At 64.5% G+C, this 23,769-nt stretch carries 22 protein-coding genes and 1 pseudogene; 17 read left to right on the top strand and 6 right to left on the bottom strand.

Translation table 11 applies throughout. The features are described from left to right. Positions 1-11: 11 nt before the first annotated feature. The 3 genes from QK291_RS14520 to QK291_RS14510 form a co-directional block, all read right to left on the bottom strand. Positions 12-1,229 carry a sarcosine oxidase subunit beta family protein gene (locus tag QK291_RS14520; protein WP_282383198.1) on the bottom strand — a complete coding sequence of 406 codons (1,218 nt, stop codon included), beginning with the start codon at positions 1,227-1,229 and terminating at the stop codon, positions 12-14. Further along, positions 1,229-2,527 carry a serine hydroxymethyltransferase gene (gene glyA / locus QK291_RS14515; RefSeq protein ID WP_282383195.1) on the bottom strand — a complete coding sequence of 433 codons (1,299 nt, stop codon included), beginning with the start codon at positions 2,525-2,527 and terminating at the stop codon, positions 1,229-1,231. Before glyA ends, QK291_RS14520 begins: the two co-directional genes overlap by 1 nt. Before the next feature lie 206 nt (positions 2,528-2,733). Next, a complete protein-coding gene (locus tag QK291_RS14510) occupies positions 2,734-3,417 on the bottom strand; it encodes a GntR family transcriptional regulator (RefSeq protein WP_282383123.1) in 684 nt (227 codons plus the stop codon). A gap of 120 nt (positions 3,418-3,537) precedes the next feature. On the opposite strand from QK291_RS14510, the gene purU reads away from it, so the two are divergent. The 4 genes from purU (at position 3,538) to QK291_RS14490 (ending at position 8,599) form a co-directional block, all read left to right on the top strand. Continuing rightward, positions 3,538-4,452, top strand: a complete 915-nt coding sequence (gene purU, locus QK291_RS14505) for a formyltetrahydrofolate deformylase (RefSeq protein WP_282383121.1) — start codon at positions 3,538-3,540, stop codon at positions 4,450-4,452. A gap of 57 nt (positions 4,453-4,509) precedes the next feature. Next, positions 4,510-7,002: an FAD-dependent oxidoreductase gene (locus QK291_RS14500; RefSeq protein WP_282383120.1), complete on the top strand. Its 2,493-nt coding sequence runs from the start codon at positions 4,510-4,512 to the stop codon at positions 7,000-7,002. A gap of 98 nt (positions 7,003-7,100) precedes the next feature. Then, a complete protein-coding gene (locus QK291_RS14495; protein WP_282383119.1) occupies positions 7,101-7,727 on the top strand; it encodes a cyclodeaminase/cyclohydrolase family protein in 627 nt (208 codons plus the stop codon). Further along, positions 7,724-8,599 carry a bifunctional 5,10-methylenetetrahydrofolate dehydrogenase/5,10-methenyltetrahydrofolate cyclohydrolase gene (locus QK291_RS14490; RefSeq protein ID WP_282383118.1) on the top strand — a complete coding sequence of 292 codons (876 nt, stop codon included), beginning with the start codon at positions 7,724-7,726 and terminating at the stop codon, positions 8,597-8,599. The genes QK291_RS14495 and QK291_RS14490 overlap by 4 nt, the downstream gene beginning before the upstream one ends. Before the next feature lie 149 nt (positions 8,600-8,748). On the opposite strand, the gene QK291_RS14485 is transcribed toward QK291_RS14490, so the two are convergent. After that, positions 8,749-9,444, bottom strand: a complete 696-nt coding sequence (locus QK291_RS14485) for a GntR family transcriptional regulator (protein ID WP_282383116.1) — start codon at positions 9,442-9,444, stop codon at positions 8,749-8,751. A gap of 174 nt (positions 9,445-9,618) precedes the next feature. On the opposite strand from QK291_RS14485, the gene QK291_RS14480 reads away from it, so the two are divergent. From QK291_RS14480 to QK291_RS14465, 4 genes are all read left to right on the top strand, one after another. Beyond that, positions 9,619-10,491: a methylenetetrahydrofolate reductase gene (locus QK291_RS14480; RefSeq protein WP_282383115.1), complete on the top strand. Its 873-nt coding sequence runs from the start codon at positions 9,619-9,621 to the stop codon at positions 10,489-10,491. Between the two features lie 12 nt (positions 10,492-10,503). Then, the gene (locus tag QK291_RS14475; RefSeq protein WP_282383201.1) at positions 10,504-10,662 is read left to right on the top strand and encodes a hypothetical protein; all 159 of its coding nucleotides are present in this window, start codon (positions 10,504-10,506) and stop codon (positions 10,660-10,662) included. A gap of 8 nt (positions 10,663-10,670) precedes the next feature. Continuing rightward, positions 10,671-11,258 carry a GTP cyclohydrolase I FolE gene (gene folE / locus QK291_RS14470; protein ID WP_282383194.1) on the top strand — a complete coding sequence of 196 codons (588 nt, stop codon included), beginning with the start codon at positions 10,671-10,673 and terminating at the stop codon, positions 11,256-11,258. A 372-nt stretch (positions 11,259-11,630) separates the two neighbouring features. Further along, positions 11,631-13,652 carry a BCCT family transporter gene (locus QK291_RS14465; RefSeq protein ID WP_282383112.1) on the top strand — a complete coding sequence of 674 codons (2,022 nt, stop codon included), beginning with the start codon at positions 11,631-11,633 and terminating at the stop codon, positions 13,650-13,652. Between the two features lie 143 nt (positions 13,653-13,795). On the opposite strand, the gene QK291_RS14460 is transcribed toward QK291_RS14465, so the two are convergent. Continuing rightward, entirely contained in the window at positions 13,796-14,728 is a 933-nt protein-coding gene (locus QK291_RS14460) for a LysR family transcriptional regulator (RefSeq protein WP_282383109.1), read from the bottom strand. 160 nt (positions 14,729-14,888) lie between these two features. On the opposite strand from QK291_RS14460, the gene QK291_RS14455 reads away from it, so the two are divergent. The 9 genes from QK291_RS14455 (at position 14,889) to QK291_RS14415 (ending at position 23,491) form a co-directional block, all read left to right on the top strand. Beyond that, positions 14,889-16,193, top strand: coding sequence for an aromatic ring-hydroxylating dioxygenase subunit alpha (locus QK291_RS14455; protein ID WP_282383107.1), 1,305 nt, complete (start codon positions 14,889-14,891; stop codon positions 16,191-16,193). Beyond that, positions 16,190-17,629 carry a ferredoxin reductase gene (locus QK291_RS14450; protein WP_282383105.1) on the top strand — a complete coding sequence of 480 codons (1,440 nt, stop codon included), beginning with the start codon at positions 16,190-16,192 and terminating at the stop codon, positions 17,627-17,629. The genes QK291_RS14455 and QK291_RS14450 overlap by 4 nt, the downstream gene beginning before the upstream one ends. Positions 17,630-17,857: 228 nt before the next feature. Then, positions 17,858-18,253: a TfoX/Sxy family protein gene (locus tag QK291_RS14445; protein WP_282383103.1), complete on the top strand. Its 396-nt coding sequence runs from the start codon at positions 17,858-17,860 to the stop codon at positions 18,251-18,253. Between the two features lie 2 nt (positions 18,254-18,255). Continuing rightward, positions 18,256-19,539 (top strand): NAD(P)/FAD-dependent oxidoreductase, encoded by a 1,284-nt coding sequence (locus QK291_RS14440; protein ID WP_282383102.1) that lies wholly within the window; start codon positions 18,256-18,258, stop codon positions 19,537-19,539. Positions 19,540-19,836: 297 nt separating this feature from the next. Beyond that, positions 19,837-20,550, top strand: a complete 714-nt coding sequence (locus tag QK291_RS14435) for a hypothetical protein (protein ID WP_282383100.1) — start codon at positions 19,837-19,839, stop codon at positions 20,548-20,550. Positions 20,551-20,791: 241 nt separating this feature from the next. Next, positions 20,792-21,208 carry a hypothetical protein gene (locus QK291_RS14430; protein ID WP_348994581.1) on the top strand — a complete coding sequence of 139 codons (417 nt, stop codon included), beginning with the start codon at positions 20,792-20,794 and terminating at the stop codon, positions 21,206-21,208. A 79-nt stretch (positions 21,209-21,287) separates the two neighbouring features. Continuing rightward, positions 21,288-22,430, top strand: coding sequence for a hypothetical protein (locus tag QK291_RS14425; RefSeq protein WP_282383098.1), 1,143 nt, complete (start codon positions 21,288-21,290; stop codon positions 22,428-22,430). Positions 22,431-22,698: 268 nt separating this feature from the next. Further along, positions 22,699-23,133, top strand: coding sequence for an HNH endonuclease signature motif containing protein (locus QK291_RS14420; RefSeq protein WP_282383096.1), 435 nt, complete (start codon positions 22,699-22,701; stop codon positions 23,131-23,133). 172 nt (positions 23,134-23,305) lie between these two features. Continuing rightward, a complete protein-coding gene (locus tag QK291_RS14415; protein WP_282383094.1) occupies positions 23,306-23,491 on the top strand; it encodes a hypothetical protein in 186 nt (61 codons plus the stop codon). A gap of 117 nt (positions 23,492-23,608) precedes the next feature. Here QK291_RS14415 and QK291_RS14410 read toward each other — a convergent pair. Further along, positions 23,609-23,710: pseudogene (locus QK291_RS14410) on the bottom strand (lipase); the annotation flags it as partial. Positions 23,711-23,769 lie beyond the last annotated feature (59 nt).

Genomic DNA, 23,769 nt, shown 5'->3' with positions numbered 1-23,769 from the left:
CGGACTCTCTTCTAGTGGGCCACGGCGGCGGCGCCGTGTTCGTCGATCAGGGCGCCCGTTTCGAACCGCTCCAGCGCAAACGGCTTGTTCAGTTCGTGCGGAGTTCCCGTGGCGATGGTGTGGGCAAAGGTGAGGCCCGCTGCCGGGGTGCCCTTGAAACCGCCGGTGCCCCAGCCGCAGTTGACGAACATGTTCTCCACCGGGGTGGTGCCCACGATCGGGGAGGCATCGAGGGTGGTGTCCACGATCCCGCCCCAGGTCCGGAGCACGTGGGCGCGGGCGAAAATCGGGAAGAGTTCGACGGCGGCTGCCATCTGGTGCTCGATCACATGGAAGGAACCGCGCTGGCCGTAGCCGTTGTAGGAGTCGACGCCGGCGCCCATGACCAGTTCACCCTTGTGCGCCTGGGAGACGTAAACATGGACGTGGTTGGACATGACCACCGTGGGGTGGACGGGCTCGTGCAGTTCTGAGACCAGTGCCTGGAGCGGGTGGGACTGGATGGGCAGCCGGAACCCGGCCATTTCCGCGAGGACCGAGCTGTGCCCGGCCGCGCAGAGGCCGACCTTTTCGGTGTTGATGGTGCCGCGGTTGGTCTTGACGCCGGTGACCCTGTTGCCGTCCTTGACGAAGCCGGTGACTTCGCAGTTCTGGATGATGTCCACGCCGAGTTCGTCGCATTTGCGGGCGAACGCCCAGGCGACGTGGTCGTGCTTGGCGATGCCGGCGCGCGGCTGGTAGGTGGCGCCCATCACGGGGTAGCGGATGTTGTCATTGATGTTCAGGATGGGGCAGAGTTCCTTGACCTGCTGCGGGTCCAGCCACTCGGCGTCCACGCCGTTGAGCTTGTTGGCCCCGACCCGGCGCATGCTTTCGCGCACGTCGCCCAGGGTGTGGGCCAGGTTCATGACGCCGCGCTGGCTGAACAGGAAGTCGTACTCGAGCTCCTCCGGCAGGATCTCCCACAGTTTCAGGGCGTGCTCGTAGATCGCGGCGCTCTCGTCCCAGAGGTAGTTGGAGCGGATGATCGTGGTGTTCCGGGCCATGTTGCCGCCGGCCAGCCAGCCCTTTTCCAGGATGGCGATGTTGGTCATCCCGTGGTTCTTGGCCAGGAAGTAGGCCGTGGCGAGGCCGTGCCCGCCGCCGCCCACAATCACGGCGTCATAGCTCTTCTTGGGGTCCGGGTTGCGCCAGAGGAATTCCGGGTGCTCCGGAAGCAGATCGGCCATCATGCCACCTCGGTCACGTCAGAGGAGAGGTTGGGGTAGAGGGGAAACTTTCCGGCCAGGATTTCAACCCGCTGCCGGAGTTCCGCCACGGTCTCGTCGCTGAACTCGCGCTTGAGTGCTGCGGCGATAATGTCCGCGACCTCGGTGAATTCTGCCTTCCCGAAGCCACGCGTGGCCAGTGCCGGCGTGCCGATACGAAGACCGGACGAGACCATCGGCGGACGCGGGTCGAAGGGCACGGCGTTGCGGTTGACCGTGATGCCGATCCGGTGCAGGCGGTCTTCGCCCTGCTGGCCGTCCAGTTCCGAATTGCGCAGATCCACCAGGACCAGGTGCACGTCAGTGCCACCGCTGACTACGGTGACGCCGGACTCTGCAACGTCGGCGGACAGCATGCGTTCTGCGATGATGCGGGCGCCTTCCAGGGTGCGTTCCTGGCGGTCGCGGAACGACGGCTCAGCAGCGAGCTTGAACGCAACAGCCTTCGCGGCAATGACGTGCTCCAGCGGGCCACCCTGCTGTCCGGGGAACACCGCGGAGTTGACCTTCTTGGCGATGCCGGCGTCGTTGGTCAGGATCACACCACCGCGCGGGCCGCCCAGGGTCTTGTGGGTGGTGCTCGTGACGATGTGGGCGTGAGGCACGGGGTTGGGGTGAAGCCCCGCGGCCACCAGGCCTGCGAAATGCGCCATGTCCACCATCAGGTAGGCACCCACCAGGTCCGCGATCCGGCGGAACTCGGCGAAGTCCAGCTGCCGGGAGTAAGCGGACCAGCCGGCGACGATCAGCTTCGGCTTGTTCTCGACCGCCAGGCGCTCGACTTCAGCCATGTCAATCAGCATGGTGTCTTCGGCGACTCCGTACGGGACCACTTTGTAGAGCTTGCCGGAGAAATTGATTCGCATCCCGTGGGTCAAGTGGCCACCGTGTGCGAGGTTGAGGCCCAGGATGGTGTCGCCGGGCTGGATCAGGGCGAACATCGCCGCTGCATTGGCCTGGGCGCCGGAGTGGGGCTGGACATTAGCGAATTCGGCGCCGAAGAGTGACTTGAGGCGGTCGATGGCCAGCTGCTCGACCACGTCGACGTGCTCGCAGCCGCCATAGTAGCGCTTGCCGGGGTAGCCTTCGGCATACTTGTTGGTCAGCACAGATCCCTGGGCTTCCATGACGGCAGTCGGCGCAAAGTTTTCGGAGGCGATCATCTCCAGTGTCCCCTGCTGGCGCAGCAATTCCTGGTGCACAGCGGCGTGGACCTGGGGATCGGTCTCTGCGAGCGAGCGGGTCAGAACATCGACCATCATGTCTCCTAGTCTCTCTAATATCCTGTTGATATATTAGTTCAGTGACTCAAGTATGCTATCCGTGCCGGTAGGTGTCAACAGATTTTCCGGCCGGCCTGGCCGGCGGGGCTGGGGGCCACCCAGCGGACCAAATCGGCCCGGAATGGGCTAAAGCGCAGCCCATTCAGGGCTGCGCTTTAGTTTCGTGGCCGGCGGCGCCTGCCTCAGGCGGCGAAAAGAGCTTCGCGTACCGCATGCTCGAAGCCACTGACGTGGATCCGTGCGAGTTCAGCGGCCCCTGCCTCATCTCCGTCGATAACGGCGCGGAGCAGGTCCACGTGCTCATGGACGTGCCGGGACAGGTCGGGCAGGCGATCCAGGACCATGCACCAGATTCGTGTTGCGAGATTGTCGTAGCGGATCAGGACATCTTCAAGGTGGGGATTGCCGGCGGCCGCATAGATGCCTCGGTGCACACTGGCGTCCAGCCGCAGCGTTTCGACGACGGACGCTGCGCCCGCGTCGAATGCCTCAACGGCGCGCATGACATCGCGCAATTGCTCCCTGGCAGACGCCGTGGCCACGCGCGCAGCACGGGCAGCGGCAAGGGGTTCAAGCTGCGTGCGGATTTCGGAAATGAACGCAAGGTCAGTAACCTCCACGCGCGTCGCGAAAGTTCCTCTCCGCGGGTAGGACACAACGAGGCGATCGAGCTCCAGCCGCTTCAAGGCTTCGCGCACCGGTGTCCGCCCGACGCCAAGGTCCTTGGCGAGCTGGTCATCATTAAGGAGGTCGCCGGGCTTAATGTCCAGCATCAGCAGCCGGTCCCGGATGCGTTCATAGGCTATATCCGCCAACGACCTCCTTGCGGCGTCATCACCAGCACGCACCACAGCTTCGACAGCCATCCGTGGACCCCTTTCAATTCCAGTGAGAAGGCTATTGACCTCTCCCAATGACCAGTATACGCTGGTGATCAAGTCTAATATATCAGTAACAATTATAAGAATATATCTAAAGGCGGAGACATGACGCTAACGGCGACAGACTCATCTACCAGCACGCTGCCCCGGTCGGAGGTTCTTGGGGAAGAGCCGACGAAGAAGTTCGTTCTCACATTGTCGTGCGTCGAACGCGCAGGCATCGTCCAAGCGGTCACCACGTTCCTCTTTGAGCGTGGCTTCAACATCGAAGAACACCAGCAGTTCGATGACGGCCTCCGCGAGACTCTGCATCTGCGCACGGCATTCTCGGGCCCCTCTGCCCACACCCCGGACGGGCTCGAGGAAGAATTCCGTTCGATCGCTGACCGCTTCGACATGAAATTCAGCTTTCATGACGAGACGAAGCAGCGCCTCCTCGTCATGGTGTCCAAGTTCGGCCACTGCCTGAACGACTTGCTGTTCCGGTGGCGGGGCGGAAGCCTCGGCGGCGACATCGCCCTTGTGGTTTCCAACCATGAAACTCACCGGGCCATGGCCGAGGCCGCCGGCGTCCCCTTCATCTACCTCCCGGTGACCCCCGAGACCAAGGCAGATGCCGAGCGGCGCCTGCTGGAACTGGTGGACGAGCATAACATCGACCTCGTCGTACTCGCCCGGTACATGCAGGTACTGTCCGACGACCTTTGCCGCTCTTTGGCAGGCCGGGCTATCAACATCCACCATTCCTTCCTCCCGGGATTCAAGGGTGCGCGCCCTTACCACCAGGCCTACGATCGTGGCGTCAAGCTGGTGGGCGCCACGGCCCACTACGTCACCGCGGAACTGGATGAGGGGCCAATCATCGAACAGGAAGTCATCAGGGTCGACCACAGCTACGGACCGACCGCCCTTTCAACGGTTGGCCAGGACGCGGAGGCATTGGCGCTGTCCCGCGCCGTGCGCTGGCACTGCCAACACCGTGTGCTGCTGGATCGGACCAGCACCGTCGTGTTTCGGTAAGTAGAAGCCACCAAACCCGCAGAGACAACACACACGAATATCAGCAGGAGAAACCACATGGCATCGACGCCAAGCATTGTCATTATCGGAGCCGGAATCGTCGGCACGAACCTGGCCGATGAACTGGTCACCCGGGGTTGGAACAACATCACCGTCCTGGACCAAGGGCCACTGAACATGCCCGGGGGCTCCACCTCCCACGCCCCGGGCCTTGTCTTCCAGACGAACCCCTCAAAGTCCATGGCGCTCTTCGCCAAGTACACGGTGGAGAAGCTGTTGTCCTTGACCGAGGACGGCGTCAGCTGCTTCAACCAGGTCGGCGGCCTCGAGGTCGCCACCACCGAGACCCGTCTCGCTGACCTGAAGCGGAAGCTCGGATACGCGGCATCGTATGGAATTGACGGCAAGATGCTCTCGCGTGAGGAGTGCATGGAGCTCTACCCGCTCCTGAACGAGGAGGACGTCCTGGGTGGACTCCATGTCCCCAGCGACGGCCTGGCCAACGCCGCCCGCGCCGTTCAGCTGCTGATCAAACGTACGGAAGCCGCGGGCGTCAAGTACCGGGGCAACACTACGGTGACCGGTATTGAACAGTCCGGCCGGCGCGTCACGGGCGTCCAGACATCCGACGGTGTTATCCCCGCGGACATCGTGGTTTCCTGCGCAGGCTTCTGGGGCGCCAAGATCGGCGAAATGATCGGCATGTCCGTTCCTCTTCTGCCCTTGGCCCACCAGTACGTCAAGACCACTCCGGTGCCGGCGTTGAAGGGCAAGAACGACCTGCCCCACGGGGCCTCCTTGCCCATTCTGCGACACCAGGACCAGGACCTTTACTACCGCGAGCACGGCGAACGCTACGGCATCGGTTCCTATGCCCACCGCCCCATGCCCGTGGACCTTGACGAACTTGGCACCTTTGAGCCCTCCGCGATCAGCGAACACAACATGCCCTCCCGGCTGGATTTCACCGTGGAGGACTTCCTGCCGGCTTGGGAAGCCACGAAACGGATGCTGCCCGCGCTGCGGGAAAGCGATATAGAGGATGGCTTCAACGGCATCTTCTCTTTCACCCCCGACGGCGGATCCCTGGTGGGCGAGTCCAAGGAGTTGGACGGCTTCTTCGTCGCCGAAGCCGTGTGGGTGACCCACTCTGCCGGTATCGCCCGCGCCGTTGCCGAACTGCTGACCACCGGCAGGTCGGAGATCGATCTGGGTGATTGCGATATTCATCGCTTTGAAGAGGTTCAGCTGACCCCGGAATACGTCAGCGAAACGTCACAGCAGAATTTCGTGGAAATCTACGACGTCCTCCACCCGCTCCAGTCCAAGCTCTCCCCCCGCAACCTCCGCGTGAGTCCGTTCCACGCCCGCCACAAGCAGTTGGGCGGGTTCTTCCTGGAGGGCGGCGGATGGGAACGCCCGTACTGGTTCGAAGCCAACGCGGAGCTGCTGAAGGAAATGCCGGACAGCTGGCTGCCGCCGGCCCGCGACGCCTGGTCGGGGATGTTCAGCTCGCCGATTGCCGCCGCTGAAGCCTGGAAGACCCGCACGGCGGTGGCCATGTACGACATGACTCCGCTCAAGCGCCTCGAGGTCTCCGGCCCGGGAGCACTGAAGCTGCTGCAGGAACTCACCACCGCGGACATGGCAAAGAAGCCCGGCGCAGTTACCTATACCCTCCTGCTGGACCACGCCGGCGGCATCCGAAGCGACATCACCGTAGCCCGGCTGAGCGAAGACACCTTTCAGCTCGGAGCCAACGGAAACATCGACACAGCCTACTTTGAGAGGGCAGCCCGCCATCAGACTGAAAGCGGGAGCGCCAGCGACTGGGTACAGGTGCGCGACACGACGGGCGGCACGTGCTGCATCGGCCTCTGGGGCCCCCTCGCCCGGGACCTCATCAGCACTGTCAGCAGCGACGATTTCAGCAACGACGGTCTCCGTTACTTCCGCGCCAAGGAGGTAGTGATCGGCGGCGTCAACGTCACGGCCATGCGCCTGTCCTACGTCGGCGAGCTGGGCTGGGAACTCTACACAAGCGCAGACAATGGGCAGCGCCTCTGGGATGCGCTGTGGAAGGCCGGCCAGCCTCACGGTGTCATCGCGGCAGGCCGTGCAGCGTTCGGCGCGCTGCGTCTTGAAAAGGGTTACCGCTCCTGGGGCACAGACATGACCACCGAGCACGACCCCCTGGAAGCCGGACTGGGATTCGCCGTGAAGATGGCCAAGGAATCCTTCGTCGGAAAGGAAGCGCTGGAAGGCCGTACCGAGGAAAACTCCGCACGGCACCTGCGCTGCCTGACGGTCGAGGACGGCCGGAGCATCGTCCTGGGCAAGGAACCGGTCTTCTACAAGGACCAGGCGGTCGGCTACGTCACCAGCGCCGCCTACGGCTACACCGTCGCCAAACCGATCGCCTACGCGTACCTCCCAGCCGCTGTCTCCGTGGGCGATTCCGTTGAGATCGAGTACTTCGGCCGGCGCATCCAGGCCACGGTCACCGCAGATCCGCTGTACGACCCCACGATGACCAGGCTCCGCGGCTAAAAACCCCGCCGGACCATTCAAGGCAGCGGCCCGGACCCCTCCCCTGGGACCAGGGTCCGGGCCGCAGCCTTCCATGGCTCTCATACTCAGGAAGACACATGATCAGCTCAGACACAATCAATGGCTACCTCGCCAGCCTCGCCTCACGCGAGCCCACCCCCGGCGGCGGCGCCGTCGCAGCCATCCACGCCGCCCAGGGGGCGGCCCTCGTCGCCATGGTTGGAAGGTACACCACCGGCCCGAAATACGACCAGCACGCCGACCTCGTTCAAAGGATCATCGCCGCTGCGGACGGAATGGTGGCCGAGGCGCTGCGGCTGGCTGACGCTGACCAGCATGCGTTCCGGGGCGTCATCGCTTCGTACAAGCTTCCGACCGGGACGGACGACCTCAAGGCCGCACGAACGGAATCCATCCAGGGCGCCCTTATCCTGGCCGCGCAAACCCCCGCACAGCTCATCAAGCTAGCCGGCGCCGTCGTGGATCTTGCCACGGAACTTTTCGAGGTCGCGAACGCCAATGTGATCAGCGACATCGCTGCTGCCGCAGACGCAGCCCGCGCAGCCGCCACCACCGCCCGGGTCAACATCGACATTAACGTGGTGGCCATCAAAGACGCCGCGGCCCGTTCACGGCTGGCTGCCCAGACCGACGGCATCGAGGAAAAGGTCATCCTGGCAGCGGACTCCCTCGTGGGGCGCGTGCGCGGAAGGATCCTCGGTTGAGCACCGTACTCCTCTCCGGCAAAACACTGGCAAAGACCATCCAGCAGAAAGCCCATGATGAGGCGCAGGACCTTGCAACCGCCGGGCTACGGCCCACCCTCGCGGTCGTTGTGGCCACCGACGACGGCTCCACGCATTGGTATGTCCGGTCCATCGAACGCGCCGCGGAGAAGGCCGGCATCAGTTGCCGGGTCGTGGACCTTGGCCACGGTGCCAGCGGACGCGCCTTGGCCGCCGTCCTGAAGGACCTCAGCGCCGATCTTTCAGTGAACGGCATCATCCTCCAGACGCCGCTGCCTCCCGGCGTCCAGACGGATGAGCTGGTCGGGCACATTGCCCCGGAGAAGGACATAGATGGCGCGAACCCGTTAAGCCTGGGACGGCTGGCTGTCGGCCAGCCCGCGTTCGCACCTGCTACTGCCCGCGCCGTGATCGAGATCCTTGACCACTTTGACATCCCACTGGCTGGCCGGAACGTCGTCGTCATTGGCCGTTCCGCCGTCGTGGGAAAGCCGCTGTCCCTGCTGCTGCTGGAACGCGACGCCGCGGTCACTATCTGCCACTCCAGGTCAGGGCCGCTGGAGAAATACACCAAGACCGCCGAAGTCGTGGTCGTCGCAGCCGGGCGCACCGGCCTACTGATCGGCGACCACGTTTCTTCAGCGGCCACAGTGATCGATGTCGGCACCAACGTCCTTCCCGACGGTTCACTCGTGGGGGATGTCGACACAGCCAGCGTGCGCGGCGTCGCCGCGGCGCTGACCCCTGTCCCCGGCGGCGTGGGCTCCGTCACCACATCACTGCTTCTGCTGCACACAACCGAGGCCGCGCGGAAGCAGTCGCGTGATCTAGCCCTGGAAGCTGCCGGGTGATCCACGGTAGACGCACTTGCCAGCCCTGGAACCCGTTGTCGTTGCCGTCGAAGGCGCGGATACCCCTGAAGGGCGGGACTTTGTCTCCGCCCTCGAGTCCTGGACCCTTCGCCCCCTGAAGCGCCGCTGCCTCCGCGGCCGGTTGCCGTCTACAGCGCAGCCCTGATGAGCTTCTCGAAATCGGTGACGTGCTGGGCGGTCAACCGCGCAGCAGCTTCAGAGTCCCCAGCCGCGATGCATTCGAGAAGCTCAATATGCTGGGCAATATGCTCGGACACCGGCGGGAGCTTTTCCAGCACCAGGCTCCAAATTCGGGTTGCCAGATTGTCGTAACGAATCAGGACATCCTGTAGGTGTCGGCTTCCTGTGGCGCGATAGATCGTCCGGTGTACCCGCATGTCCAGGCGCATGAGGTCCTGCTGCGACTGCATCCCTGGCAGCAGCTGCTCTACTTCCTGTGCAAAGTCCCTAAGCTCCTGCCGAAGCTTCGGCGACGCCATCCGCGCAGCCCGCGCGGCTGCGGCAGGCTCCAGAAGGTGGCGAATCTCGGAGATTTCAGCCAGATCCTTGATGTCCACGCCCGCGGCGAACGTTCCGCGCCGCGGATAGGCCACCACCAAATGGTCGCTCTCAAGCCGCTTCATGGCTTCGCGGATTGGCGTCCGGCCCACACCGAGACGCTTGGAGATTACTTCATCGTTGAGGGGCTCCCCCGGCTTGATGTCCAGAACGATCAATTCATCGCACAAGATCCTGTAGGCGAAGTCGGCAAAGGATTCGTCATCTTGCCGCTGCGGCACCGAGGAACCCCCCGCCTTCACCGGTAATCCGCCAGCGTTTGCCATTTTCAAGACTCCTCCCGATGCATCCGAGCCTTGACGCCCCGGCTCTCAGTACATAGTATTCCAACAACTGATATATCAATACGTCAGCCTAAGAATGTCAAGGGCTACGTGCCATCCAATTGATAAGCCCCGGACTGCACGGGCTTTGCAACCCGTACGCCACGAAGGAGAGCCATGGGCAACGAAGCTGCTGCAAGGGTGCGGCTCGAAGTTGTTCCTTCAGCCGATCTGCTCACGGCGCTCCCCGTGGTACTTAATCCTCCGGGCTCCGTAAGTGTGACGTGCCTTCCGCACCACGGTCCTGAACGCACCGTAGCAACTTCCACGCGCCTGGCGCGCCTGGGGTACCACGCGGTTCCCCACTTGGCCGCCCGCAGCATCACCAGCGAGGCCCAACTGCATTCCCTGCTGCTGGAGTTGCAGGGGGCGGGAGTCTCCGAGCTGTTTCTCGTGGCCGGTGACCGCCGTACCCCCGCGGGTCCCTACTGCTGGAGCGGACAGCTCCTGGAGGCTGTTAAAGCGTATTCGGATGATTTTTCAGTAGGGATTGCCGGCTACCCCGAAGGCCACCCCCACCTGGGCCAGGACAAGCTCCTAAGCAGCCTCGAGATCAAGGCGCCGATGGCGTCATCCCTGGTCACCCAGATGTGCTTTTCTGCCGAGGCGATCAGCGACTACCTTCGGACGATCCGCAAGAACGGCGTCGAGCTCCCGGTGTGGGTTGGGGTGCCCGGTCCGGTCTCAGTCAAGAAGCTGGTGTCCATGGGAGCACGCCTCGGTGTTGGCCGTTCGCTCAAGCTGGCCCGCAGTTCAGGCATGGCTGGCGCCCTCTGGCAGCGAGGGGATTTGCTGAACTATGACAGTGGCCGACTGATTCGCCAAGTTCACCAAGAGCTGGCGGGTGATCCCCTCTTTGCCGGTTTCCACGTCTACACTTTCAACGACCTAGGCCGCTTGCCCGGCCTCCTGGACAGCCTGCCGATGCTGCATGAGGCCACCATAAAGCCACCAAGCAATCCCGGCCCGCTGTTTCCTGCCCGGATCTGAAGGGAAGATCACATGGCTCTAAAAGCCCCGTTGCACTCGACACCGAAGGGTTGTTCGGCGGCGTACGACCCGGAGACCAACGTGCTCGTGCCGCTCGATTCCGTAGCTGACACCAGCGGTACACCGACATCCAAGTCCGTCATCGTTCGGCTGGAACGGGCCGAAGCGTGAGCGCCGACATGGCGACGGCAACAGCGTCCAAGGGTGTGGACGGGCCGCGGGTTGAGCAGGCCGTCCGTGAATATCTGCTGGCGATCGGAGAGGACCCGGACAGGCCAGGGCTCGTGGACACGCCCGCGCGGGTGGCCCGGGCCGCTGCGGAGATATTTGGCGGGCTCCATGAGGACCCCCTGGCCGTGCTGGATAAAACCTTTGACCTTGGGCACGGAGAAATGGTCATCGTCAAGGACATCCCTTTCTATTCCACCTGCGAGCACCACCTGGTGCCGTTCCACGGCGTAGCCCACGTTGGCTACATCCCGTCGGCTAAGGGTCTCGTTACGGGGCTGAGCAAGCTGGCCCGGCTCGTCGATGTCTTTGCACGCAGGCCCCAGGTCCAGGAACGGCTGACAACCCAAATCGTTGATGCGCTGGTGAGTTCGCTGCGGCCCCTGGGGGCCATTGTGGTAGTTGAGTGCGAGCACCTCTGCATGTCGATGCGGGGTGTCCGCAAGCCCGGGGCCAAGACCATCACTTCAGCCGTCCGCGGGGAGCTCCGTCTGCCGGCGGCCCGGGCTGAGGCGCTCAGCCTGATACACGGCCGCTAAGAAATCTCTGGACACACACCCAGTCCTGCCATACGATGTAACTGATATATCTTTACTGATAATCAAACATATCAACCTATCAGTACTAATTGCGATTTTCTGAGTAACGCGGAACGATCCCGTCCTTACCCCTTGCCGCGACCTTATTCACCTGAACAAAAAGGGTGCTCCAATGCACAAGGTCCGCCCACTCTGTACCTCGCTCCGGGGAGGCGCTACGGCAAACTGCCGGTACGCACCCACGAAGTGCAAATCGTCGACGGCAACATCATGATCATCAAACCGGACGAGGCCCCCAGCCTCCGGCCGGTCTGACTCCCGAGGGCCATGTTTAACCTCCGGCCCATGCCTCACCGAGCAAAGGACCCGCTCATGGCTTTTGATAGTCACCTAAAATCCCATACGCCCGAGGAGTTGCCTGCAGACGACGGGGTGGCAGAGGCTCGGCGTAACGAAGAACCTGGACGTGGGGGGAAGAGTAAAACAGTCATCAGTGTCTCCGGCGAAGTAGACAGCAACCCCGCTGTCCTCGATCCGGAGGAAGGAGGCGGACCCCCTCCGCCGGACGTCGAGCACGAGCAAATCCTCGAAGAGCTGCGTCATGCCAAGACCGAGCAAGCAGTTGCGGATCGCCGGAACCATAAGCTCGTTCTCGACAAGATCACGTTCGGGATCACCGGCGTCATCGCCATTGCCTTTGTTATCTGGGGCTTCGTGGGACGCGACAGCCTGTCCGACACTTCCACGGGTGCCCTCAACTGGGTCATGGAGTACACCGGATGGCTTTTCATGCTCATGGCATCGCTCTTCGTGATCTTCGTCCTGTGGCTGGCCCTGGGCAAGTTCGGCAACATCCCGCTGGGCAAGGACGGCGAAAAGCCCGAATTCCGTACAGTCTCCTGGGTCGCGATGATGTTCGCCGCCGGCATGGGCATCGGGCTGATGTTCTACGGCGTGGCCGAACCGCTCTACCACTACGTCTCTCCCCCGCCCGGCACTGTGAACGGACGGACCCCCGAAGCCATCCAGACGGCCATGGCCACCTCGATCTTCCACTGGACTCTGCACCCCTGGGCCATGTATGCAGTTGTCGGCATCGCAATGGCCTACGGGACCTACCGCTTGGGTCGCAGGCAACTGATCTCTGTCGCCTTCACGTCGCTCTTCGGCGTCAGGACGGTCGAAGGGCCAATCGGGAAGTTCATCAATATCCTGGCCATTTTCGCCACCTTGTTTGGTACCGCTGCATCTTTGGGCCTGGGCGCCCTGCAGATTGGCAGCGGCATGACCTCCAACGGTTGGTTCGGCGAAATCGGCACCCCCGTGCTCGTAGCGATCGTTGCCTTCCTGACCTTATGCTTCGTCGCTTCGGCCGTCTCTGGTATCAGCCGCGGCATCCAGTGGCTCTCCAACATCAACATGGTCCTGGCCGTCGCCCTTGCATTGATCGTCTTCATCGCCGGCCCCACCCTTTTCATCCTTAACTTGATCCCCTCCGCGGTCGGCGACTATGCCCGCGATCTGGCCGAGATGTCGTCGCGGACTGAAGCGGTCGGCGATGAGTCCCTGCGTAGCTGGATGAGCAGCTGGACTATCTTCTACTGGGCCTGGTGGATCTCATGGACCCCCTTCGTAGGCCTCTTCATCGCCCGCATCAGCCGCGGCCGCACCATCCGCCAGTTCGTCACCGGTGTGCTGCTGGTGCCCAGCGTCGTCAGCGTGATTTGGTTTGCCATCTTCGGAGGCGCCGCCTTCCAGGTGCAGCAGGAAGCCGACAAGGCCAACACCCCCGGCCTGGTCACCATGGTCAACGGGACACCGTCCGTGAACTTCGACGGAGCACTCTTCGACCTGATCAAGAACCTGAGCATGCCCGACTGGGCTACCACTGCCGTTATCGTGCTGGCCATGGTTCTGGTCGCCATCTTCTTCATCACTGGCGCCGACGCTGCCTCAATCGTGATGGGATCGCTCAGCTCCAATGGCGCCGAGCACCCCCGCCGCGGAGTGGTCATCTTCTGGGGCTGCCTCACCGGCGCCGTGGCGGCGGTCATGCTGCTGGCCGGCGGTGATCAACCATCGGAAGCCTTGGCTGGCCTGCAACGGATCACCATCGTGGCGGCGTTACCGTTCGTCATCGTCATGATGTTGCTCTGCTTTGCCCTCACCAAGGACCTGCGTCGCGATCCCCTTTCCTTACGGCGTCGCCTGGCCACATCCGTAGTGGAGCGGGCCATCCGCACTGGCGTGGAACAACACGGCGGCGTGCAGTTCGACCTCGTAACAAAGCACGACTGCGCCGAAAAGTGCCCCGACGCGGATTGTCTGGGAGGGACTCCCACGGGGAGCATCCCCGCCGTCGAACGCCAGCGTCCGGATCTGGACAGGAAATAGCTGCGCACCTTGAGTAGCAACCCCGCCTCGGCGGCACGCGGCTTGTTCCGGCCCGTGCCGCCGAGGCACACGCATAGCAAATAACAATCCACCCAGGGCCCGGACTGCAGGATCGCATGATAGTCCGGCTCAACAATGTGATGTCAGAGATCGTCTTCGGGTCGGGCGGTGAGGATCCGATTGGCGCTGGCCTGCAGGATGCCGAGCGACTCCTGGATCAGGGGCGATGCGATACTGCCCCTGCGCACCGCTGCGACAATGCGGCGCACCGGCTTCCCCTTGCCAGTAATGCGCAGTCGAACCACGTTTTCGGCACTACGCAGGGGCGCCAGTCGCGGCAGCAGGCCCACGCCCAGCCCCGCACCGACGAAGGCGATCTGGGTTTCCCATTCAACGGCCTCATGGGCAATCCGCGGTGTCACCCCGACTGCCGTGAACGCCGCGGTGAATAGGGAATGGTAGGTGGAACCGGCGGCCTCGGTGATCCAGGGTTCCGACGCCAGCTCTTCGAGCGTCACCGTTTCCCGCGATGCCAACGGATGGCCGGAGGGAATGATCACGTCCAGGGGATCGTCGAGCAGAACGGTCTGCTCGAAGCGCGGATCGTCCTCGGCATAGGTGTCGGACTGCATGGCGACGATGACCGCGAGGTCGATTCGCTCGGCAACCAACAAATCGAAGCAGCGAGCCGGGTTGGCCTCGAGTACCTGCACCTCCAGCAGGGGGCGTGTTGCGCGCAGGGTGGCGGCCAGCGGCGCGAGCAACTGGGCGGCTGCCGTGGAGAATCCGCCGAGGCCAAAACGGGACTGCACCTGGTCGCCGGCCTCCATGGCCGCGGCGCGCAGGCTCTCCCATTCCGCGATTACGGTGTCCGAGCCCGCCACGAGAAAGCGGCCCGTGGCGGTCAGCCGCACACCCCGGCCGTCCTTCGTCAGCAGCTGCATTCCAAGCACGCGCTGGAGCTCCCGCAATTGCGCGGAGACGGCGGAGGGGGAATAACCCATGAGCTCCGCGGTTGCGCCAACGGTGCCGCACCGGGCAAACACCCGAAGTGTTACGAGCCGTGGATCAATCATGCACCCATTGTGCACTGTTATCTCCTGAATGTTGCGCTTTTGTTGCAGATCGATCGTCCCTAATCTCATGATTAGAAGGTTCTCGACCACGCCGGTTGCGCCCACCAGCCCGTGGTCCCCACGAATCGCACACTTACCCAGCCCTCCCGGGAGGAAACACATGTCTGCTCCAGTGAACGTGCCCCTCAATTCACGCGGAAAACTCGCTTCATCGGTGCCTGCCGAGCATCTGGCGGAGATCACCGAGTTGTTCGATTTCCGGCGCGTGGGATATTCCCTCGATGCCCCCTTCTACACCGACCCGACGATTTTTAACATCGACATGCAGGCCATTTTTGGCCAGCACTGGATCTTTGCCGCCAGCATCGCCGAGCTCCCGGAGCCGGGCGACTACGTCACCGTCGACTACGGGCCCTACTCCCTGATCGTGCTGCGCAACGACGACGGCGGCGTGAACGTCCTCCACAACGTGTGCCGCCACCGTGGCGCCCGGGTCCTGACCGAACCCGCGGGGACAACGGGAAACCTGGTATGCGGCTATCACTCCTGGACCTACTCCCCCAACGGCGATTTGATCCATGCCTCGGCACCGGGGGAAACGAAGTTCGACAAGGGCTGCTTCGGCCTCAAGCGCGCCCACAGCCGCGTGTTCGCTGGACTCATCTTCGTCTGCATTGCGGACGAACCGCCGACGGATTTCGACGAAACCGGAAAGATCTTCGAGCCTTACATCGCGCCCCACGATCTGTCGAAGACGAAAATCGCCTACCAGCAGAACATCATCGAGGAGGGCAACTGGAAGCTCGTCATGGAGAACAACCGTGAGTGCTACCACTGCGACGGCCACCCGGAACTCGCCTGTTCCCTCTTTCCCACCTGGGGCCTGACGGAGGGCCTGATCCCGCCCCATCTCGAGGAGGTGTGGGACCGCAACAAGGAGGCACAGTCCTCGCTTGAGGACCGTTGCCGCCGCTATGGCCTTCCCTATGAAGTCGTCGAGGAGCTCGACACCCGCGTAGCGGGAATCCGCATCTCACGGGACTCGCTGGACGGTGACGGCGAATCGTTCTCGCCCGATGGGCGCAGGCTCTCCAAGAAGCTGCTCGGCGATTTGCGGGACTTCCGCCTTGGCCGCTGCTCGATGCACCTGCAGCCCAACAGCTGGTTCCATTTCCTCGGAGACCATGTCATCACGTTCGCCGTCTTCCCCGTGAACGAGCACCAGACGCTGGTACGCACCACTTGGCTGGTGGCTGACGACGCCGAGGAAGGCGTCGACTACGACCTGGGGAAACTCACCCACACTTGGAAGCAGACCAATCTGCAGGACAAGGCGTTCGTGGAGCTGTGCCAGAAGGGCGCCAGCAGCCCCGCCTACGAGCCCGGGCCGTACATGAAGAGCGAATACCAGGTCGAGGCGTTCATCAACTGGTATGTGCAGCGCGTGCAGGAGCACTTGGCATGATTGAACTCCGCACCGTCACGGCAATTCAGGAACCACAGCGCATTCGCGGTCTTGAGATGCCGTGGAACAGGGTGATGGGCAGCACCGAGGGACCCGCCGGTGCCGCCCGCGCGCTGGGTCCCTGGCATCCGCAGGAGTTCATGGCCGAATGTGTCGAGACCGTTCCCGAGGTGGGCGGCATGATGACCTTCGTGTTCCGCCGCTCCGACGGTGCGCCCCTGGCGTTCCGTCCGGGCCAGTACGTGAACGTCGCCTTTCCGGTGAACGGCGAGGACCAGGACGCGGTGGACCGCAGCTACTCGCTGTCCAGTTCCCCCACCAAGCCGTGGACCTTCGACATCACAGTCAAATGCGACCCCACGGGACTGGTCTCACCGTGGGTGCACGAGAACGTCAAGCCCGGCACCGTCCTCGAGATGCTCGGACCGGTCGGGGCATTCCACCTGCCCGACGCCGACCGGCGGGCACGGTACCTCTTGCTGGCCGCGGGCGCAGGCATAACCCCCATCATGTCGATGTTGCGGACCATCCACTCTCTGCCCGGACAGGCCGATGTCGTGGTGCTGTACCACGGAGCGGAAGCCGGAGGCTTTGCCTTCCACCAGGAGTTGGCCTACATCGCCTCCGTGGACTCGCGCGTCAAGGTCTTCTACTCCCTGGGCGACCGCAGCAAACCCGAGGGATGGGAAGGGCTCACCGGAAGGCTGACGGCGGCCGTGCTCGACGAGGTGGCCCCCGATGCCAACGGCCGCCAGGTCTATGCCTGCGGCCCCGAGGGTTACTTGAACACCGCCACCGAGCTCCTCGAGAAGCTCGGCGTCGACGACACCTCCATCCACATGGAATTCTTCTCGGGAGACCGCCAGACAATCCTTGAATACCAGGCGGAGCTCGCGCTTGCAGTGGACATTGCGGAGGAAATCGCCGAGGAAATCGCCGATTCCGCCGAGGACTACTACGAAAGCCAGCCCACCGCGTTCGGGCTCTACGAACCCGGCTACGACGCCGAGGGGACCCTGAAGGCCACGGGGCTGCCGCTGGAAACCGTCGACCCGGACGCGCCCTGTCCCGAAACCCCCGACGGCAGTCCGGACGGGGGGCCGGACGGGGGGCCGGACGGGGGGCCGGAGGCCGGGTCCCCCGACGCCTCTAGCTTCGACACAGTCGGAACGGGAAGCCTCACACTGTCCTTCATGCGCACCGGCCTCAACGTGCGCATCGACCCCGCCGAACACATCCTCGGGGTGGCCCAGCGTGCAGGCGTCAGGATCGGCGCGAACTGCAAGGAGGGCATGTGCGGCTCCTGCAAGGTCGTCAAGCTGTCCGGGGAGGTCGAGATGAACCACCAGGGCGGGATCCGGGCCCGGGAAATCGATGCAGGCAAGTTCCTGCCCTGCTGCTCCACCGCTCGAACCGATCTGGTGATCGATGCCTAGCCGCTTCCAGCTGCTCCAGGCCGGACAGCATCAGGGATTGTTTTCACGGCAAGAATAAGCGCACCACCGGCTCTCGAGGGCAGGTGCGTTCAAGATGCCGGCCACCAAACCCCCGTCCATCGCCAGGCGGGGGCCGGGGCCCCTTAGCGCGACTTCCTGTACCTTGTCCGGCGGCGGGCATATCCTGCAGGAAGACCGACCCTGACCAGCAGTTTCCGGAGGTACGTCATGGAAATGCCGAAAGCGTCCGACGCCGACAAGGAGCACTTCCGCTCGGTGCTGCCCGACCACTCCGAGGTGGTCGTCAAGCCGATGTTCGGGAACCTCGGGGCGTTTGTGAACGGCAACATGTTCGCCGGCCTGTTCGGTCCCACCATCGGCGTGAAACTCGGCGGCGCGGACAAAGAGCTGCTCGAAAGCACCGAGCAGACCGTGCCGTTCGGGCCGGCCGAGCGCCCTATAGGCGGCTACACCGGGCTGCCGGAGATCTGGAACGCCGAGGGCGACGGCGACAAAGCGCGGGCCCGGGCCTGGGTGGAGAAGGCGTTCGAACATGTGGCCGGGCTGCCGCCCAAGGTTCCGAAGGCTCCGAAGGCTCCGAAGGCGAGGGCCGCGAAGAAATAGCTATGCCCTCCCCCGCCGAGCGCCCCGACCACGAAGTCGACACCCTGGTGATCGGCGCCGGCCAGGCCGGCCTGGCCACGAGCTACTGGCTGAGCCGGCACGGCGTGGAGCACCAGCTCCTGGAACGGCGGGACGCACTCGGCGGCGCCTGGCAGGAGCGCTGGGACTCGTTCTACCTCAACACCCCGAACTTCTCGTTCCTCCTTCCGGAGCTGACCTACGACGGCCCCGAGCCGGATGCCTTCCTCCCCCGGGACGAGGTGATCGACCTTCTCCGCGACTACGCCGCGAGGATCAAGCCGCCGGTCCTGCTCGGCACCGAGGTGACCCGGATCAGTGCGGCAACCGGCGGCTTCCCGGCCAACGGCGGCTTCTCCGTGACCACCAGCCACGGCCGCTGGCAGGCACGGAACGTGGTCCTCGCAAACGGCGCCTTCCAGCTCCCGCGCATCCCGCCGGCCGCCGCCGCGCTGCCACGGCACATCCGTCAGCTGCACAGCCACGACTACCGCAACCCGCAGCAGCTCCGGGACGGCGCTGTGCTGGTGGTGGGGTCCGGCCAGTCCGGCGGGCAGATCACCGAGGACCTCCTCGACGCCGGCCGGGAGGTCCACCTTTCCGTCTCGGCCTGCCCCGAGGCCCCGCGGCGGTACCGCGGCCGGGACGTTTTCCACTGGATCCTGCAGGTCAACCTCCACGGCCCCGAGTACGGCATCAACGGCCTCCAGGTGGATCAGCTCCCCTCCCCCGCGGCGCGCTTCATGTGCAACCCGCTGATCTCGGGCAACGGCGGCGGCCACAGCATACGCCTGCGGGAACTCGGCCGCCGGGGCGTCCGGCTGCACGGCCGGTTTGAGGGAACCGACGACGGCGCCCTCGTCTTCAGCGAGGACCTCCCCGCACGCCTCGCCCTGGTGGAGGCCGGGTTCGGCGCCAGGCTGGGAAGGATGGCCGACGCCTACATTCACGCCGCAGGCATCGACGCCCCGCCCGCCGACCCGGTACCGGCGGACGACTGGCTACCTGCCGAATCGGGAGCCCGCCTCAACCTTGATGCCGAGGGAATCACGTCCATCATTTGGTCCACCGGCTACGGCCTGGACTTCAGCTTCCTCGACGTGCCGGCGCTCGACCAGTGGAACTACCCCCGGCACTCCAGCGGGGTCACCGACGTCCCCGGTCTCTACGCCGTTGGGCTGCCGTGGCTCACCAAACACCTGTCCGCCACGCTGTCAGTAGTGGGCGACGACGCCGAATTCGTGGCAGGGCACATCGCAGCCCGGTGACCGGGCCGCGCTCCGGACGGCGCGGACGCCGGCTAAAGGCAGCGGGGCTGGTAGGCCGGGTCGGCGGGACCGGAGGCCTGTCCCAGGGGGTGGGCCACGATCTGGCTCCTCTGCCTAAACGGCATCGGCGGGTGGCGCTGCCGCTGCCCGGATCGCCGCCGGGCCAGCCTTCGCCTGCGCCCGTGCCGAAACCTTCAGCAGAAACTGCGCCCCGCGCACCCATCCCCCACGGCATGTGATCCGAATCACTTGAGACCAGCGGGATCTCCTCACTGGTTATCAATAGAGGAGTACATTGTGAAGCGAAATTCTGTCATGGCCCTTGGGGGCTCAGCTGTTGTCTTACTTGCCGCCACAACCCTGGCGGCTCTGCCGGCCCAGGCCAACAACGAGAAAAACGACACCAAGGGCAGTGACAAGAATGTCACGCTTACCGCCACCCTCAGCCAGCTCAACGGTTCCGGCGCCTCCGGCACCGCCAAGGCCGTCGTCGGCAACGAGATGATCAAGCAGATCGAAGTGCACGCCAACGGGCTGACCCCCGACGCACCCCACGCCCAGCACATCCACTACGGCCAGCAGGCCCTGAATGAATGCCCCACCTTGGCCCTGGACAGCAACGGCGACGGACGGTTGAACACGGTGGAAGGCATCCCCGCTTACGGCCCGGTGGTCGTGTCCCTGAACACCACCGGCGACACCACCCCGGCAAGCTTTCTCGCCGTGGACCGCTTCCCCGTTGCCGAGGACGGCAGCTATGACTACGAGCGTAAGAACATCAAATTCACCGACGTCGCTGGCACCGGCTATCCCGGCAACGGCGGCACCGGAACGGCGAAGGACATTGCCGAATCCATCCGCGACGGCGAAGGCGTCCTGGTGATCCACGGCCTCGACTACAACAACAACGGCGAGTACGACTTCGATTCGGCCGGCGCCAGCGAGCTCGACCCGAAGCTTCCGGCCGAGGCCACCGATCCCGCAGCCTGCGGCGTCCTGGAAGACAGGTAGCGGTTCCGGGGACTTTCGGCATCCACTTCCCTCCCACGACGGCGGGACCGGTCACCAGAGGTGACCGGCCCCGCCGTCTCCGATGTTCACCGGGTGATGGCCGGGCCAGGTAACTGCTCAGGTAAAGCACTGTCGTTTCGAGCGAGGTCAGTGCTCCGCCTCCGCTGAGCGCCAGCGCAACCGCGGCCATGGCGTCAACGGCCTACAGGTAGATCAGTTCCCCTCCCCCGCCTCGCGCTTCATGTGCAACCCGCTGATCTCCGGTAACGGCGGCGGCCACAGCATCCACCTGCGGGGCCTCGGCCGCCGGGGCATCCGCCTGCACGGCCGGTCCGAGGGAGCGGACGACGGCGGACTCGTCTTCAGTGACGGCTTGCCCGCCCCCCTCGCCCTCGTGGAGGCCGGGTTCAGCCAGCGGCTGGGTCGGATGGCCGACGCCTACATGGCCGACGCCTACATTGCCGCGGCCGGCATCGACGCCCCGCCCGCCGAACCCGCGGCGGCCACCTGGCTGCCGGCAGGCTCCGGGGGGCGGCTCAACCTGGAGGCCGAAGGGATCACCACGGTCATCTGGTCCACCGCGGCTCAGTGCGATGTGGCAACAGTCGGCAGAAGCCAAATGTGGGCTCCACTTGCCGTTAGGCCTTCTGGCCGGTGATGATGGCGTAGCGCACAACGTGCGACTGGCTCGGGGCGTGGGGGTCCCTCAGCTGGCCTAACGCCCCAGAAGGCTTCCGTTGCTGCACTTTCCGTCCGCCAATTCGGCTGCACACCGACCGTCTCCCCGCGATGTTGCCCTGCTGCATGAGCTGCTGGACGACGACGTGTGGGCGTTCACCAACTGCCGGGTGGACGCACCGGGCCGGCCTGTCGCCGAACTCGACTGGTTCTTCTATAACGTCCGGCACGGCACCATCATGGTCAGCGAATGGAAGGGCTTCCCACGACGAGTCGCGCTCGCAACCGACACGGGCACGCCCTGGCTGCTCGACGGCGGCCTGGCCCTGCCGAATCCGATAGAGCAGGTCTCGCGGCAGCTCGACGCCGTCCGCGCAGCCCTGCGGGGAGCTATCCTCCCCCAGCACTTCCCCGCCTTCGATCCGCAGCAGTTGCGGCTCATGCAGAGCGTCTACTCTCCGCAGGTGGACCAGAACACCACCATTGAGCGGATCCGCTGGGGCAAGGTGTACGGCGACCTGCCGGAACTGGCAGCGGTGACTGCGAACTCGACCAGCCCGTCACCGCTGCTCCTGCCCGACGCCGGCGCCCGGCTTCCGCTGGCGACAGCGCTTTGCGCGCTGTTCCGCACCACCTTCCCTCCCGAGGCAGAGACCAAGCTCCGCGTTTCACCCAAGGTCGGGGACACCGACGTCGTCCTCCGGATCAGCGCCATCCACCGGCAGATCGCGGCGCTGCACGCGGAACTCGCCGACCTCGTGGTCATCGCTGCCGGCGCGGACACCCGGCCCGCCCAGCCACCGGCCGCCCCGGCCCCGCGGGCGGCGGTGAAGGACAAGCCGGCAGCGGTGAAGAACCCGCCGGCTGCGGCCTCAAAGGCCCCCGCCCTGACGGAGCACCAGCGGATGCACACCCACCTGGCGCGAAGGTTCCAGGGAGTCAACGGCAGTGCAGCCGCCGCAAGCAGGGCACTGGAAAAGGCGTGGATGTCGGTGCTGGGCGACACCCTGCTGCACGGAGAAACGGGCATCAGCGTGTCCCTGTTCGGCAGCGTGGGAACGCCGCTGGTCAAGCAGCACCATGGGTCCCTTCCGAACGTTCTCGGAATGCCGTTGCGCAAGTGGTGCGTGCTGCAGGCCCAAACCGCCGGCATGCAGCCGAAGGACGTTCCCGGGAAGCCCTCGAATATACGGGTGCGCTGAGGCCGGCGAACGGCAGGCGATGCCCTGACCGTTGAGCCTGTCGGCAGCCTTCAGCGTTGAACCGGCTATAGGATCTCCCTGGCCCTGCCAGGGCAGCAGCTTTGCCGGAGCTGAGGATGATGGGGGCAACTCAATGATGGACCTGAAGCGCATTTACTGGACCCGCGTGGGCCTTCGGCTGGCAGCCGCAGCCACGATGATGTGGTTGGCCGTGTCGTTTGCTGTGGGCCTCATGCCGAAAGGGAGCGCCGGCACCAACACGTCCACTGTGTCAGAGGTATTCCGCGGGATGGTCGACGGCGCCGTGGCTGCGGTGATGCTGCCTGGCCTGTTCGCCATCGTCCTCACAATTATCGGGGGCGTCATCAACGCCCGGGACGTCCGACGCCGGGATCCGGCGCGGCGCTTCACCCGCCAACAGCGCCGGGAAGGAATGGCGCGTGCCGGCGGCCAGTGCGAGATGGAATCAGGTTTCGGCCGTTGTTGTCCCCGGCCTGCTGAGCAAGGCGACCACTTCTATCCGTGGTCCAAGGGCGGGTCCACCAGCCTGCAAAACTTTGTTGCCGCCTGCGCCAGGTGCAACCGCGCCAAGGGTGCCGGGATTCCGTCGCCGCGCCAGCAGGAAAGGCTGGAACGACGACGGCTGGGCTACGGCGCACCGGAGGCTGCCCTGAGCGTCGGCGAGCGGCAGCCTCTCCCCTGACTTGCACTGGCGCTACGCAAAATCCCGCGGAAAGGCCGCCGGGGTCTTGAAGACTCGTGCCTCCGAGGAGTAACTGCCCGCCGGTTCGAGGTGACGGGGTCCACCATCCGGTCGACTGCGCGACGTTAACCAGAGGTTCGCAGGCCCGCTGACCGAGGCGGACCTGGATCGGATGAGCTTTGACCGTCCGCTACTGGGCGCCTACGCCGTGACCGTCAAGGACGGCATCTGCGACCCTCTGCCGCTTATGGCGCTGGTTGGCCGCACGGAGCCGTGGCTGGTCGTCGCAGCATCCCTCATCACCCTTACCCCGATGCTGTGGCATCCGTGGGTCACGCTCGTGCGCCCAGGGAGGTGACGCCAGCTTCTTGGCCCCCCCTAGGGATGCACCAGCACCTTCACGGCCGTGTCCTTGTGGTTGATGAGCGTGTCGAAGCCCTGCTCCACGAGGTCTTCCAGCGCGATCCTGCCGGTGAAGGAACTGGCTGTTGAAGGGAATGACCACCTCGTCGTAGACCGTGGAGATGACGGTGTAGGAATCTCCGGCAACGGTGTCGCCGATGGAGTTTAGCTTCTGAAAGTCCTCCAGGGTGGCCGCCATAACCGCCATGGTGCTGCCGACCGACCGGATCGAGT

Origin of the sequence: Arthrobacter sp. AL12 (assembly GCF_029960645.1) — a bacterium.
Lineage (GTDB): Bacteria > Actinomycetota > Actinomycetes > Actinomycetales > Micrococcaceae > Arthrobacter.
This window is presented reverse-complemented; position numbering and strand designations above follow the sequence as displayed.